The following is a 13,434-nucleotide window of genomic DNA, read 5'->3' on the forward strand; positions in this document are numbered from 1 at the left end:
CTCCACCGCGGTTCGCATGCGTGGTCTGTCCGGCGGACCGGGAACTCATTCCCCGGGGGCCCGGCCGCGCGGATCGCCCGTGCCGCCGGCCGGCGGCACGGGCGACCGGTCGGTGACCGCGTGCAGGGCCAGCTCGATCCTGATCTCCTCGCTGTCCAGGAGCGTCTGCAGCCGGCGCAGGACGATGTCGTCGATGCTGCGTTCGTCCCGCAGACGGATCAGGGCGCCGCGTTTCACGCCGATCAGGGCGCGGCGCAGTTCGAGCCCCGCCTGTACGCCCCGACCGGTGGCGTCGGGCGCCTGCGCATCTTCGAGGGCGTACTGGCGCAGTTCGCTCAGGACGGCGTCGGCGGTCTCCGCCGGTGTACTCAGGCGGCCGGCCTGGTCGGGAAGGGCCTCCAGTGCCGCGGCGGCGATCCGACGATAGGCGAGACGTTCCTCTGCGCTCTCGGCGGGATCGCCGCGCAGTCCGGCCCAGCGGATCACCGCGGGCATGGTCGTTCCCTGGAGGACGAGCGTCACCAGAATGACGGACACGGCGGTGAAGACCAGCAGGCTGCGTCCCTCGAGCGGCCGGCCTTCGACCGTGGTGGCCGGAACGGCGAGTGCGGCCGCCAGCGACACGGCCCCGCGCACACCGCTCCAGGCGACGGGGAACCTTTGGCGGGCGCCCGAGCGCAAGCTGCGCTGGACCTCGCGGCGGTCGACGGCGCGGATGAGGTAGGGCACCGAGTACAACCACAGCAGACGCGTCGCGATCACCACGCCGCTGACCAGCAGGGCGGTGACCACCGCATGTCCCAGGGAGACGGAGCTGACCGCGCTCAGGACGGCGGGTGTCTGGATGCCCACCAGCACGAACAGGGCGCTGTTGAGGATGAACGTGCTCACCTCCCAGAAGCCGACGACCTGTACCCGCGCGCCCGCGCTGATCACCTTGGGGCCGAGCTGACTGAGGACGAGGCCACAGGTGACCACGGACAGAACGCCGGAGACGCCCACGGCCTCCGCGGGCAAATAGGTGGCGAACGGGGTGAGCACGCTCAGGGCGCTCTCCACCGCGCGGTCGTGCAGCCGCGTGCGTACGACCACCACGACGGCTGCGCAGGCGGCGCCGATCGCGACACCTCCCGCGTAGGCCAGCAGGAAGCGCGCAACGGTGCCCCACCAGCTGAAGACCTGCCCCTCCACGACGACCCCGACCACCACCGCGTAGAGGGCGAGCGCGGTGCCGTCGTTGATCAGGCTCTCCGCCCGGAGGATGGTCCGCATCCGGCGGGGCAGGGCCCTGGCGACCGCCGCCACGGCGATGGCGTCGGTGGGTGCCACGACGGCGCCCAGGACCAACGCGAGCGGCCAGGAGAGGCCCAGCGCGTGACCCACCGCGGCCACGGCGGCGGCGGTGGCCAGAACCAGTCCGGTGCCGAGCAGCATGATGCCGCGCACGTTCGTCCGGATCTCACGGAGCGAGGTGGTCAGCGATTCCCAGTAGAGGAGAGGCGGCAGGAACAGCAGCAGGACGACCTCGGGAGGCAGGACCAGCGTGCGGAAGTCGGGCGTGAGACCGAGCAGGCAGCCGCCCGCCACCAGCATGACCGGCTCGTTCCAGCGCAGGCGGCGAGCCGGCCATGTCACGGCCACCACGACCGCGAGGACCACCACGGTGACTTCCAAGCCGTACATGCGGCACCGCCTTCCCGCCGGGGCAGCCCTGGTCCCACTCTGACAGAGGAGTCATGCCGAGGACCGCCCCGGATACGGCAGCCGGTTTGCCTCATCGGCCCGCCGCGGCCCGCCGATGCGGGTGGTTCAGGCCTCGGCGAGGTCCGCAAGGGCGTCGAGACGGGTGGGCCTCCAGCCGAGCTCCCGGCGGGCCCGGGCACCGGTGAACTGCTGGTCCAGGGCGAAGGCCTCGGCGATCGGACCCATCCGCCGTACAGCCTCTTCGAGTGTCAGCGAGTCGATCCTGCCCGGGCATCCGGCGGCGTTGCCGAGGGCACGGGTGATGTCCGCCAGCGGCGGGTTCTGTCCGCTGACCCCGGCGTAGACCGAGCCGGCCGGGGCGTTCAGGGCCAGGACGTACAGCTCGGCGATGTCGTCGACGTGGACCAGCGCCCAGTGGTTGGAGCCGTCGCCGATACAGGGCACGGCACCGGCGGCGCGCGCCGGCTCGACGAAGAACGACCGCACCAGCCCGCCGGAGCGGCCATGGACCAGACCTGGCATCACCACCACCGGGCGCTCTCCGGTGGCGGCCCGGGCGAGCACGCGCTTCTCGTTCTCCAGCCGCCAGGCGGTGATGCGCGGCGGCCTCAGCGGGGCGTCCTCGTCGACGACCCCGTCGGTGTCGCCGTACACCCACACCCCGCCGGTGTGCACATAGGGGCGGCTTCCCGCGCCGTCCTGCAGTGCCTCAGCCGCGGCGCGGTCGACGTCAGCGGTGCCCTCGGTGTAGTCCACCCCGAGATGGATCACCCCGTCGGCCCGGCCTGCCGCCGCGCGCAGGACGTCCGTATCGGTGAGCGCCCCCGCGACGGGAGCGGCGCCCAGGTCCGACACGATCCGCGCGGAGTGCTCGCTGCGCGCCAGCGCCGTCACCTTGATGCCGTGCCGGGTCAGCGCCTGAATGGTGATGCGGCCGATGTAGCCGGAGCCGCCTGTGATGAACACCTGCATCTTCCCCACGGTCCCTTCCGACAGCGGCAGGGAGGTCCGCCGCTCCTCCACCCTCATGCCGTGCCGCGGACGGTGTCCAAGACCTCTTCCGTCAGCGGTGATGCTCTCAGGGCATCACCGCTGGGCCTTGGTGCAGCGCGGCGGCGATGTCCGCGAACTCGGACATCAGGGGGGAGCTCCGGCCGGCGCTCCAGGCAAGGCACACCTCGTTGGGACCGATGTCGTCGATGGGCACATGGGCGACATCCGCATGGGTGTAGTAGACCGCGGTCGACAGCGGAAGGACGAGGACGCCCCCGGACGTGGCCACGTGTTCCAGCTTCTCCTCGACGGTGCGGAACGCGGGCGGCGGACCGGCCCCCTCTGCACCGTTCCGCTCGGGGAGATCGCGCCACTCGGGGACGGCGTCGGGATTCTGCAGCAGGCGCTCGGCGGCCAGGTCGGCGATTCCGACGGACTGCTTGCCCGCCAGCCGGTGGTCGGCCGGCACTACGGCGACGCGCGGTTCCCGGAAGACCGGCCGCAGCGCCAGGCCGCGGCGGTCGACCGGCAGTCACACGAAGCTCACGTCGAGAAGCCCGTCGTGCACGGACTGCACCTGGTCGTCCCAGGAGGTACGCACCACCTGCACGCTCAGCTCGGGGTGCCTGGTGGCGAAGGCCCGCACGGCGCCGGTCACCGTGATTCCGGGCATGAAGCCGACCGTGAACGTCGACGTCTCCTGCGCCGCCTCCTGAACGCGACGGCACAATGCCTGCGCGGCGGCCAACAGGGGCCGGGCATCCTCCAGCAGCTGGTGGCCGGCGGCCGTCAGCTCTGTGGACCGCTTGTCCCTGGTGAACAGCTGAGCGTGCAACTCCTGCTCCAGGGCGCGGATCTGCCGGGAGAGCACCGGCTGAGTGACGTGCAACCGTTCGGCGGCCCGGCCGAAGTGCGCTTCCTCGGCCACGGCCACGAAGTAGCGCAACTTGCGCAGGTCGACATCCACGGCATCTCCCAGGGTACGGACGCCCTCCCTTCAGGCTAGTCCGTCGTGACGCGGGGAGATCAGTCGTGACGCGGGGAGATCGATGGAGCAGGCTCGGGCCAACTCCTGAGCCCAGGCGCGGCAGAATTCCCCCGGCGGAGGCGCCGCCGTCACCGCACCGAACGGCCGCCCGGGCGCTTGCGGCACACGGGTCCCACGGGTATGGGGACAGAGGTGGTCCCCGCTCGGGTGGAGCGGGGACCGGGTCATCTCACCAGTTTCCGTAGTCGTCGTTGTCGTCGTTGTCGTCGTTGTAGTTTCCGTTGCCATGGTCGTCGTGATGGCCGTTGTCGAAGCGCCCGTGGTCGTCGAAACGCACGCCATCGTCATGACGGCCGTTGTCGTGGCCGCGGTTGTTATGGCTGCCGTTGTTGTGGCTGCCGTTGTCGTGGCCGCGGTTGTTATGGCTGCCGTTGTTGTGGCCGCCGTTGTCATGGCTGGAGTATCCGGAGCCGCCGTGGTGGGAGTCAGCAGCGGCGGCCGTGCCGGCGCCGATACCGGTGAACGCGAGAACGACCGCGGCGAACACTGCGGCAAAGAGACGTCCGCTCCGGGAGACGATTGCGGTCATGATGTTTCCCTTCGGGGGATGAGAAAAGGCTTCGCGGACCCGGAAGTCCCGAGCCCGGCGCGCGTCCGGTCCACCTAGGGCCCCGACGCGTCGGAGGCATTCATGAGCCTGTCCGACACCGGCATCCACCCGCCGCATCACCGGAAGTGACGCAGCCTCATAAAAAGTCGTGAGCAGATGGCTGGGGGATCGGCGTCGGACTTCTACGGCCATACCGACGCGAGGCGGCAGACCACAGTCACGCGACACCCCCGCCACCCGGGACCGTGAGAACTCGGTCACGGCCCCGAACGGTATTCGAGGCGACGAGCGGCCAACTCCTTCGACCTCTATGGGTCGTCTCGTGCTGTCAACGCTAGGCAGGGGAAAGTCACGCGGTCAACAGTTCAAGTGCAAAATGCACCAAAAGGGACAGGATGCAGTCGTGCGGTAACGCTGCCGGACCACGCCGAACCCGGTGTCACTCGCCTCCGAGCTGCCCCTGCCAAGGCACGAGTCCGGGGCCTGGCGCTGGTGTCAGCGCCCGAACCTGCCCGCGGCCAGCACGATCCGCGCAAGCTCCGGATGGAGGATGTCGCTGTGCGCACCGGAAGGCGGCCCGCCGTGGCGCACCACCGATGCCGTGTCGACACTGACGCACCCCGATCCGGGAATTCCGTTCCGCAGTGCCGACTCCAGGGTCAGTTGCCGGGCCCCGGCGACCGCCTGGATGCCGTCGTGTCCGACCGCCCACCACCGTTTGTCGAGGCCGACGACCGTCGATGAGTCCCCTGCCATCCTGGAGGCCAGCGGATAGATCACTCCGAGGGCAGTGTCATGCCGTGAATAGCAGGCGACCACCGGCCCGTCGACCCTGCGCTGCATGTCCTTCAACGTCCCGCCGTTTCCTGCGGCATGAGGCAAGGAGGCGGCGAACGCATAGTGGGAAAAAGCGCCTTGGAGCAACGTCACGGACTTGACCGGCCGGATGCCGTCCGGCAGGCCGCGCAGCGCGAACGCGACGAGCCGGGCGCCCTGGCTGTGTCCGACGAGATGCACGCGTAGGCCCGGGGAGGAACGGGCGACCCGCCCGAGCAGAGGCCCGAGGCCGCGCTCGCCCACCCTTCCCGCCCGCTTCTTCATGGTGTAGTACGTGGCCTGGCGCAGGACTTCCCTGCCGCCCTTCCACAACCTCTTCAGCCCGCCCCCGACCGCGAGTGACGGCTCCGCGGTGTCAAGGGCTTCCGTGAATGTCCGGCAGACCTCGACCGGGTCGTCCCTCAGGAATGCCGGAGTGCCCTCCCCGGGCATGTCGCCGACGACCCCCTCGGCAGGGGAATCGGCCAACTCGCGCGTGAGTCCGCCGAATTCGTCGAAGGCGGCCCGCGACTCGGGCTCCTCCGCGAACAGCACGGCCAGCCGTCCCAGCACCTGCTCCCGCCCCGGGAAGATGCCGGCGAGTGCCTCGAAGTCGGGGATCGGCTCGTCCGTGAACATCATCGAGGGCCATACGATCCCCGCGTATCCGACGCGTGCGCCCGGCCGGGTCAGCCCGGGGAACGGTTCGAAGAAGCGCGAATAGAAACGCGTCGCCACGGAGGGGGAGTTGTTCCAGCCGTGGGCGAACATCACCAGATCCCCGACCTTCAGTCCGTTCAGCGCGTCACACTGGGAGGCGTTCGCATCGCCGTCGGCGTCGAACGTGATCTCCCGGTACGGCTGCACACTCATTTCGTTCACGGCGCGTCCCTTCCCCGTAGGGCTCCGTCCGGGGGGACCCCCACCGCGGACCGCTGCCCGCACAGCATCCCGCGCCGACGAAGGGACGGCCAGACCCGTGGCGAGAACCGGTCAGAGCCGGTCGGCGGCGGTCACTTCGTGAAGATGGATCAGTACGTCGTACGAGGTCGCGAGCCGGACCGGTTCCGGCTCGACGGGCCGCGCATTGCCGATGCTGCGGGTCGGGGCGCACCACCCCGAGCCAGTTGAACCGCGGGTAACGCAGCGACCTCCGCGCCGACGGGGGAGGACCGGGCGCGCGCGGGCGGCGCGACCACGGCCGGCGACGCGAGGCACAAGGCGGAGACCAGGAACCGGCGGGAGGGGTGACGTGTGACGAGTTCATGGATCAAGGGGGTCGGCGGGCCGGCGCGGCCCGCCATCCTGCCCTCACCCCCACAGGCGCAGGGGGAAGCCCCCGCTCACCGGTACAGCAGATACCCCCGGCGTACGGCCCTGAACGCGGACAGATCCTGCTGCCAGGCTCCCACCACCTCGTCCATGTCCGCCCCGGCGTCGATCAGCGCCCGTACCCGCGTGGACCCGGTGAGCTTGTCGATCCAGTTGTCGGACCGCCAGGCGAAGCCGCCCCAGCTGCGCTTCGCCGTCACCAGCAGGCCGATCCCGGTGCGGACCGGGTCGTACACGTCGCGGTCGTGGACGTGCAGTTGCACACCACCGACCGTCCTTCCCTGGAACTTCGAGAACGTCGGGGCGAAGTACGCCTCGCGAAAGCGGACCCCGGGCAGCTCCAGGGCGTTCGCCGCCTCCGCCCAGGCCCGGTCGATGCCCTCCGCGCCGAGAAGCTCGAACGGGCGGGTGGTGCCCCGGCCTTCCGAGAGATTGGTGCCCTCGAACAGGCATGTGCCCGAATACACCAGCGCAGTGTCGGCCGTCGGCATGTTCGGGCTCGGCGGCACCCAGGGCAGTCCGGTCGCGTCGAAGAAGTCGTCGCGCCGCCAGCCCGACATACGGACGGTCTCCAGCTCCACCGGCGTGGACAGGAACTCTCCGTTGAAGAGCCCGGCCAGTTCGGCAACGGTCATTCCGTGCGCCTGGGCGATCGGTTCACGCCCCACGAAGGTCGCGAACGCCCTGTCCAGAACGGGTCCGAGCGCCGCCCGGCCGGTCACCGGGTTCGGCCGGTCCAGGACGACGAAGCGCTTGCCCGCCAGCGCGGCCGCCGCCATGCAGTCGTACAGCGTCCAGATGTAGGTGTAGAAACGGGCGCCGGCGTCCTGGATGTCGAACACGACGGTCTCGACGCCGGAGGCGGTGAAGACGTCCGCGAGCGGCTGCCCGCTCTTCAGATAGGTGTCGTAGACCGGCAGCCCGGTCGCCGGGTCGTCGTACCGGCCCTCCGAGCCTCCCGCCTGGGCGGTGCCCCGGAAGCCGTGCTCGGGCCCGAAGACGGCGACGAGATTCACCCGTTCGTCGGCATGCATGACGTCGACGATGTGGCGGGCGTCCCGGGTGATGCCGGTCGGGTTGGTGACGACACCGACGCGCTCGCCGGACACCGGCCTGTACCCGTCGGCGGCCAGCCGCTCGAAGCCGGTTCGCACCCGGCTCCGGCCGGTGCGGGCGGCGGCGGGCGCGGTGGCCGCCGCCAGGGCGCCGACCGCGCCTCCCGCCGCCAGCAGACCCCGTCTGGACAGGCTCATCGCGCCACCTCCGTGATCGCTACATCTGTCATGGCCATGCACGCTAGTGCCCGGTCCCGCCGCGCGGAACAAGCCGTGCACGAGGTCCCGGTGCCTCTTCCCTGTGGCATACCGACTGGTTAGTCTGCCGGATGAACGGAGCCGCGACCGAGAGGCAGGTCCCATGAGTACGGTGCAGGGCGCGAACGTGGTGGTCACCGGTGCGGGCGGCGGTATCGGCGCCGCCCTCGCCCGCCGGTTCGTCGCGGAGGGCGCGCGGGTCGTCGTCAACGACATCGACCCGGGCAGGACCAAGGCCGTGGCGGACGAGATCGGCGCCACCGCCGTGCCCGGCGACGCCTCCACCATTGTCGAAGAGGCCCGGGACGCGCTCGGCGGCACCGTCGACATCTACTGCGCCAACGCCGGACTCGCCTCACCGGGCGACGGTCTCGCCGGCGAGGACGTCTGGGCGTCGGCGTGGGACGTCAATGTCATGGCGCACGTCCGGGCGGTACGCACCCTCCTGCCCGAGTGGCTGGAGCGCGGCAGCGGCCGCTTCGTCTCCACCGTCTCCGCGGCCGGACTGCTCACCATGATCGGCGCGGCTCCCTACAGCGTCACCAAGCACGGCGCGTTCGCGTTCTCCGAATGGCTCTCGCTGACGTACCGTCACCGAGGTCTCAAGGTTCATGCCATCTGCCCGCAGGGAGTCCGTACGGACATGCTCACCGCCGCCGGATCAGCCGGTGAACTCGTCCTCGGCCCGGGCGCCATCGAGCCCGAGGACGTCGCCGACGCGCTCCTCGATGGCATCGAGGCGGATCGCTTCCTGATCCTCCCGCACCCCGAGGTCGCCGGGTACTACCAGGCCCGCGCCTCCGACACCGAGCGCTGGCTGGGCAGCATGAACCACATCCAGCGGAAGTGGGAGGGCACGGGGGAGTGAGGGGACCGATCTACGCCGCGCAGCCCTGGCTCACCCAGCTCACCGAAGCCCAGCGTGCCCCCGTCACCCTGCCCGCCACCGTCCTTCACGCCTTCCGTGCCGCTGTCGCCCGCGCTCCCGGACGCACCGCCCTCGCCTACTTCGACGGGCGCCTCAGCTACGCCGAGACCGACGCGCTCTCCGACTCCGTCGCGGGCCATCTCGCCGCCCGCGGCATCGAGCGCGGCGACCGTGTGGCGCTCATGCTGCAGAACACCCCGCACTTCGTGGTCGCTGCACTCGGCGCCTGGAAGGCCGGCGCGACCGTCGTCCCTCTCAACCCCATGTACAAGTCCGCGGAGGTCGCCCACGTTCTCGGCGACGCCGATGTGACGGCGCTGATCTGCTCGGACCGTGCCTGGGAGTCGTATCTGCGGGACACGGCCGCCGCCTCGCCCGTACGCGTCGCCGTCACCTCCTGCGAGCTGGACCTGCAGAGCCGCGACGACCCCCGCGTCCTCGGCTTCGAGCGGCTGCCGCGGCCCGTCGACACCGACGACCTGCTCACCGTCGCACGCGAGGGCCGCCCCGCACCCGGCGGCCGCGAACTCGGCCCGTCCGACGTGGCGTTGATCAGCTACACCTCTGGCACCAGCGGACGGCCCAAAGGTGCCATGAACCCGCACAGCGCCGTCGTCCACAACGCCGAACGGCAGCGCACCGGCCACCCCGTCCCGGAAGGCGGCTGCTACTTCGCGCTCGCGCCCCTCTTCCACATCACCGGCATGGTCTGCCAGCTCGCCGCCTGCATCGTCAATGCCGGAACGCTCGCCCTCGCGTACCGCTTCGACGCGGGCGTCGTCCTCGACGCCTTCGCCGAGCACCGCCCCGCCTACACCGTCGGCCCTTCCACCGCCTTCATGGCGCTGGCCGCCCACCCGGGCGTCACCCGCGACCACTTCGCCTCCTTCCAGGTGATCTACTCCGGGGGCGCGCCCGTACCACCCGCCCTCGTCGAGAAGTTCCGCGAGGCCTTCGGGCCGTACATCCGCAACGGCTACGGGCTCACCGAGTGCACCGCGCCCTGCGCCTCCGTGCCGCCGGAGAAGGAGGCTCCCGTCGACCCCGCCTCCGGCACTCTCTCCGTCGGCGTCCCGGGTCCCGACACGGTCGTACGGATCATCGACGACAACGGCCACGACGTGCCCTTCGGTGAGCACGGTGAGATCGCCGTCCGTGGCCCGGGGGTGGTGCCCGGCTACTGGCAGCTGCCCGACGCGACGGCCGCCACCTTCCCGGACGGCGAGCTGCGCACGGGCGACATCGGTTTCATGGACGCCGACGGATGGCTCTATGTCGTCGACCGCAAGAAGGACATGATCAACGCCTCGGGCTTCAAGGTATGGCCGCGCGAGGTCGAGGACGTCCTCCACACCCACCCCGCCGTCCGCGAGGCGGCCGTCGTCGGCGTCCCGCACGCCTACCGGGGCGAGACCGTCAAGGCGTACGTCAGCCTCCTGCCAGGCGCGACCGTGGCCCCCGACGAACTGGCCGGCTACTGCGCGGACCGGCTCGCGGCGTACAAGTACCCACGACAGGTCGAGATCCTGGACGAGCTCCCGAAGACGACTAGTGGGAAGATCCTCAGACGGGAACTGCGTTCCCGTGCATAGACGGTCACGGACATGATGTGCTCCCGGAGAGCGCAGCCGAAAGAAAGGGCGGTGGCGGCAATGGCCAGGACGACGGACGGGAACGGCACTCCCGTCCCCCAGAGGCTGCTGGCCGCCGCCACCCGGCTCTTCGCGGAGCAGGGGTACGACCGTACGTCCGTCCAGGAGATCGTCGAGTCGGCCGGAGTCACCAAAGGCGCCCTGTACCACTACTTCGGCTCCAAGGAGGACCTCCTCCAGGAGGTCTACTCCCGTGTTCTGCGCCTCCAGCAGGAGCGGCTGGACGCCTTCGCCGAGGCGGACGCACCGGTCGACGAGCGGCTGCGGGCCGCCGCCGCGGACGTCGTCGTGACCACCATCGACAACCTCGACGACGCGGCGATCTTCTTCCGTTCCATGCACCATCTCAGCCCGGAGAAGAACAAGCAGGTCCGCGCCGAGCGGCGGCGCTATCACGAGCGGTTCCGGGCACTCATCGAGGAGGGCCAGAGCAGCGGCGTGTTCTCGGCCGCCACCCCCGCCGACCTCGTCGTGGACTACCACTTCGGCTCGGTCCACCATCTGTCCACCTGGTACCGGCCGGACGGGCCGCTCAGCCCGCAGCAGGTCGCCGATCACCTCGCCGACCTGCTGCTGCGCGCCCTGCGTCCGTAACCGGGGGGCCGAGCCCGGCCCCCCGGGAAACCTAGAGGTACTTCTTCAGCTCACGACGCGCCAGCGACCGCTGGTGCACCTCGTCCGGGCCGTCGGCCAGCTTCAGCGTCCGCGCCGCGGCCCACAGCTCGGCCAGCGGGAAGTCCTGGCTGACACCGCCGGCGCCGTGCACCTGGACCGCGTTGTCGAGGATGTCCACCACCGCGCGGGGTGTCGCGATCTTGATGGCCTGGATCTCGGTGTGCGCGCCGCGGTTGCCGACCGTGTCCATCAGCCACGCGGTCTTCAGCACCAGCAGCCGCAGCTGTTCGACGGAGACCCGGGCATCCGCGATCCAGTTCTGGACGACACCCTGCTGGGCGATCGGCTTGCCGAAGGCCGTACGGGACACGGCCCTGCGGCACATCAGCTCGATCGCCCGCTCGGCCATACCGATCAGCCGCATGCAGTGGTGGATGCGCCCCGGCCCGAGCCGCGCCTGGGCGATGGCGAAGCCGCCGCCCTCCTCGCCGATCAGGTTCGACGCCGGGACGCGGACGTTGTCGAAGACGACCTCGGCGTGGCCGCCGTGGGAGTGGTCCTCGTAGCCGTACACCTGCATCGCGCGCCGGACCTCGAGACCGGGAGTGTCGCGAGGGACGAGGATCATCGACTGCTGGCGGCGGATGTCGTCGCCGTCCGGGTCGGTCTTGCCCATCACGATGAAGATCTTGCAGTTCGGGTTCATCGCCCCGGAGATGTACCACTTACGGCCGTTGACGACGTACTCGGCCGTGCCGTCGGAGGCTCGCTCGATCCGTGTCTCGATGTTGGTCGCGTCGGACGAGGCCACCTCGGGCTCGGTCATCGCGAAGGCCGAGCGGATCTCGCCGGCCAGCAAGGGCTCGAGCCACTGCTTCTTCTGCTCGTCGGAGCCGAACTGGGCCAGCACCTCCATGTTGCCGGTGTCCGGCGCCGCACAGTTCAGCGCGATGGGTGCCAAGTGGGGGCTGCGGCCGGTGATTTCGGCGAGCGGCGCGTACTGGAGATTGGTCAGGCCCGCCCCGTGCTCCTCGTCCGGGAGGAAGAGGTTCCACAGGCCCTGCCTGCGGGCCTCGGCCTTGAGGTCCTCCATGACCGCCGGGGTGTCCCACGGCGAGGCGAGCTTCGCCCGCTGCTCGTGCTCGACCTCCTCGGCCGGGTACACGTGCTCGTCCATGAAGGCGAGCAGCCTGGTCCGCAGCTCCTCGGTGCGCGCGTCGAATGCGAAGTCCATGGGGATGATCAGCCTTCCTGGAGGGTGGTGAGGCCGTGCTCGATGAAGACGGGAACGAGATCGCCGATGCGGTCGAAGCCGGCGCCGACGGTCTGACCGAGGGTGTACCGGTAGTGGATGCCCTCCAGGATCACGGCGAGCTTGAACCAGGCGAACGCCGTGTACCAGGAGATGGCGGAGGTGTCGCGACCGGAGCGTGCGGCGTACCGCTCGACCAGCTCGGCGGCGTCCGGGTGGCCCGCGGCGCCGGCGGTGGTGCTCACCGGCGACTCAGGGACCTCGAGCTTCTGGCTGTACATCACGAGGAGTCCGAGGTCGGTGAGCGGATCGCCGAGCGTGGACATCTCCCAGTCGAGGATCGCCTTGATGCGGTCGTCGCCGCCGATCAGGACGTTGTCGAGGCGGTAGTCGCCGTGGATGACGGCGGGCTCCGGTGAGACGGGGAGCGAGCGGCCGAGAGAGCTCTGCAGCTCGTCGATGCCGGCCAGTTCCCGGTTGCGGGACGCGTCGAGCTGTTTGCCCCAGCGCCGGAGCTGTCGGTCGAGGAAGCCCTCCGGGCGTCCGAAGTCACCGAGTCCCACCGCCTGCGGGTCCACGGCGTGCAGTTCGACGAGCGTGTCGACGAGACCGAGGACCGCGTTGCGGGTGCGCTCGGGACCGAGCGGTGCGAGCTCCTCGGCCGTGCGGTACGGCGTGCCGTCGACGAACTCCATGACGTAGAAGGGCGCGCCGAGCACGGACTCGTCCTCGCACAGCAGCACCGGCTCCGGCACCGGCACCGCCGTCGGGTGGAGGGCGCTGATCACCCGGTGCTCACGCTTCATGTCGTGAGCGGTGGCCAGGACGTGCCCGAGCGGGGGCCGGCGGACCACCCACCGGCCCGTGCCGTCGGTGACGGCATAGGTGAGGTTGGACCGGCCGCCCTGGATCAGCCGGGCGCTGAGCGGTCCGCGCACCAGGCCCGGCCGCTCGCGGTCGAGATGGCCGCGCAGCTGCTCGGGGTCGAGACCTGGCGGGTGGACTGAGCTCATCGTGGGCACCTCCGGTGGGGCGGCAGATCGGTTCCCGCATATGATGACCGACCAGTCGGTATGTCGTCCAGAGTGCGATCGGAAAGCCTGCCGGTGTCGATGGTCCGTCGACTGTGAATGTGAGCGACGTTCACGTACGAGGGCGGTGGTGCAGGCCGGTGCAGCGATCGTGCAGCGCCCGAGCAGGTCGACGTTCATCGATGTGAACAGGTGCCTCC

General features: G+C 70.4%; 12 protein-coding genes. 3 read left to right on the forward strand and 9 right to left on the reverse strand.

Translation table 11 applies throughout. From position 1 onward, the window contains the following. Positions 1-45 precede the first annotated feature (45 nt). The 7 genes from ACFU5O_RS23280 to ACFU5O_RS23310 all read right to left on the reverse strand — a co-directional run bounded on the left by ACFU5O_RS23280 (position 46) and on the right by ACFU5O_RS23310 (position 7,696). Positions 46-1,683 (reverse strand): Na+/H+ antiporter, encoded by a 1,638-nt coding sequence (locus ACFU5O_RS23280; RefSeq protein WP_384243527.1) that lies wholly within the window; start codon positions 1,681-1,683, stop codon positions 46-48. A 126-nt stretch (positions 1,684-1,809) separates the two neighbouring features. Next, positions 1,810-2,676 (reverse strand): NAD-dependent epimerase/dehydratase family protein, encoded by an 867-nt coding sequence (locus ACFU5O_RS23285; RefSeq protein ID WP_384243529.1) that lies wholly within the window; start codon positions 2,674-2,676, stop codon positions 1,810-1,812. A 106-nt stretch (positions 2,677-2,782) separates the two neighbouring features. Next, entirely contained in the window at positions 2,783-3,229 is a 447-nt protein-coding gene (locus ACFU5O_RS23290; protein WP_384243668.1) for a LysR family transcriptional regulator substrate-binding protein, read from the reverse strand. Beyond that, complete coding sequence (locus ACFU5O_RS23295) at positions 3,230-3,664, reverse strand: LysR family transcriptional regulator (protein WP_384243532.1); 435 nt, start codon at positions 3,662-3,664, stop codon at positions 3,230-3,232. A 250-nt stretch (positions 3,665-3,914) separates the two neighbouring features. Then, positions 3,915-4,274, reverse strand: a complete 360-nt coding sequence (locus ACFU5O_RS23300; protein WP_384243533.1) for a hypothetical protein — start codon at positions 4,272-4,274, stop codon at positions 3,915-3,917. Between the two features lie 516 nt (positions 4,275-4,790). After that, positions 4,791-5,984 carry a serine-threonine protein kinase gene (locus tag ACFU5O_RS23305; protein ID WP_384243670.1) on the reverse strand — a complete coding sequence of 398 codons (1,194 nt, stop codon included), beginning with the start codon at positions 5,982-5,984 and terminating at the stop codon, positions 4,791-4,793. A 470-nt stretch (positions 5,985-6,454) separates the two neighbouring features. Continuing rightward, the gene (locus ACFU5O_RS23310) at positions 6,455-7,696 is read right to left on the reverse strand and encodes an exo-beta-N-acetylmuramidase NamZ domain-containing protein (protein ID WP_384243535.1); all 1,242 of its coding nucleotides are present in this window, start codon (positions 7,694-7,696) and stop codon (positions 6,455-6,457) included. 163 nt (positions 7,697-7,859) lie between these two features. Here ACFU5O_RS23310 and ACFU5O_RS23315 point away from each other — a divergent pair, with 163 nt between their 5' ends. Genes ACFU5O_RS23315 through ACFU5O_RS23325 form a run of 3 tightly spaced genes read left to right on the forward strand, consistent with a single transcriptional unit; the run spans position 7,860 to position 10,930 of the window. Then, complete coding sequence (locus ACFU5O_RS23315; RefSeq protein ID WP_384243537.1) at positions 7,860-8,624, forward strand: SDR family oxidoreductase; 765 nt, start codon at positions 7,860-7,862, stop codon at positions 8,622-8,624. After that, positions 8,621-10,276 (forward strand): class I adenylate-forming enzyme family protein, encoded by a 1,656-nt coding sequence (locus tag ACFU5O_RS23320; RefSeq protein WP_384243540.1) that lies wholly within the window; start codon positions 8,621-8,623, stop codon positions 10,274-10,276. Before ACFU5O_RS23315 ends, ACFU5O_RS23320 begins: the two co-directional genes overlap by 4 nt. Positions 10,277-10,336: 60 nt before the next feature. Continuing rightward, the gene (locus ACFU5O_RS23325; protein WP_384243542.1) at positions 10,337-10,930 is read left to right on the forward strand and encodes a TetR/AcrR family transcriptional regulator; all 594 of its coding nucleotides are present in this window, start codon (positions 10,337-10,339) and stop codon (positions 10,928-10,930) included. Positions 10,931-10,961: 31 nt separating this feature from the next. On the opposite strand, the gene ACFU5O_RS23330 is transcribed toward ACFU5O_RS23325, so the two are convergent. Beyond that, positions 10,962-12,185 carry an acyl-CoA dehydrogenase family protein gene (locus ACFU5O_RS23330; protein ID WP_384243543.1) on the reverse strand — a complete coding sequence of 408 codons (1,224 nt, stop codon included), beginning with the start codon at positions 12,183-12,185 and terminating at the stop codon, positions 10,962-10,964. A gap of 8 nt (positions 12,186-12,193) precedes the next feature. Then, a complete protein-coding gene (locus tag ACFU5O_RS23335) occupies positions 12,194-13,216 on the reverse strand; it encodes a phosphotransferase family protein (protein WP_384243545.1) in 1,023 nt (340 codons plus the stop codon). Between the last annotated feature and the right edge of the window lie 218 nt (positions 13,217-13,434).

The sequence above is a fragment of the Streptomyces sp. NPDC057445 genome, from assembly GCF_042802855.1.
GTDB lineage: Bacteria > Actinomycetota > Actinomycetes > Streptomycetales > Streptomycetaceae > Streptomyces.

Coding starts and splice junctions, on each gene's coding strand:
- ACFU5O_RS23280 (WP_384243527.1), bottom strand. CDS start 1,683: ATGTACGGCTTGGAAGTCACCGTGGTGGTCCTCGCGGTCGTGGTGGCC.
- ACFU5O_RS23285 (WP_384243529.1), bottom strand. CDS start 2,676: ATGCAGGTGTTCATCACAGGCGGCTCCGGCTACATCGGCCGCATCACC.
- ACFU5O_RS23300 (WP_384243533.1), bottom strand. CDS start 4,274: ATGACCGCAATCGTCTCCCGGAGCGGACGTCTCTTTGCCGCAGTGTTC.
- ACFU5O_RS23305 (WP_384243670.1), bottom strand. CDS start 5,984: ATGAGTGTGCAGCCGTACCGGGAGATCACGTTCGACGCCGACGGCGAT.
- ACFU5O_RS23310 (WP_384243535.1), bottom strand. CDS start 7,696: ATGAGCCTGTCCAGACGGGGTCTGCTGGCGGCGGGAGGCGCGGTCGGC.
- ACFU5O_RS23315 (WP_384243537.1), top strand. CDS start 7,860: ATGAGTACGGTGCAGGGCGCGAACGTGGTGGTCACCGGTGCGGGCGGC.
- ACFU5O_RS23325 (WP_384243542.1), top strand. CDS start 10,337: ATGGCCAGGACGACGGACGGGAACGGCACTCCCGTCCCCCAGAGGCTG.
- ACFU5O_RS23330 (WP_384243543.1), bottom strand. CDS start 12,185: ATGGACTTCGCATTCGACGCGCGCACCGAGGAGCTGCGGACCAGGCTG.
- ACFU5O_RS23335 (WP_384243545.1), bottom strand. CDS start 13,216: ATGAGCTCAGTCCACCCGCCAGGTCTCGACCCCGAGCAGCTGCGCGGC.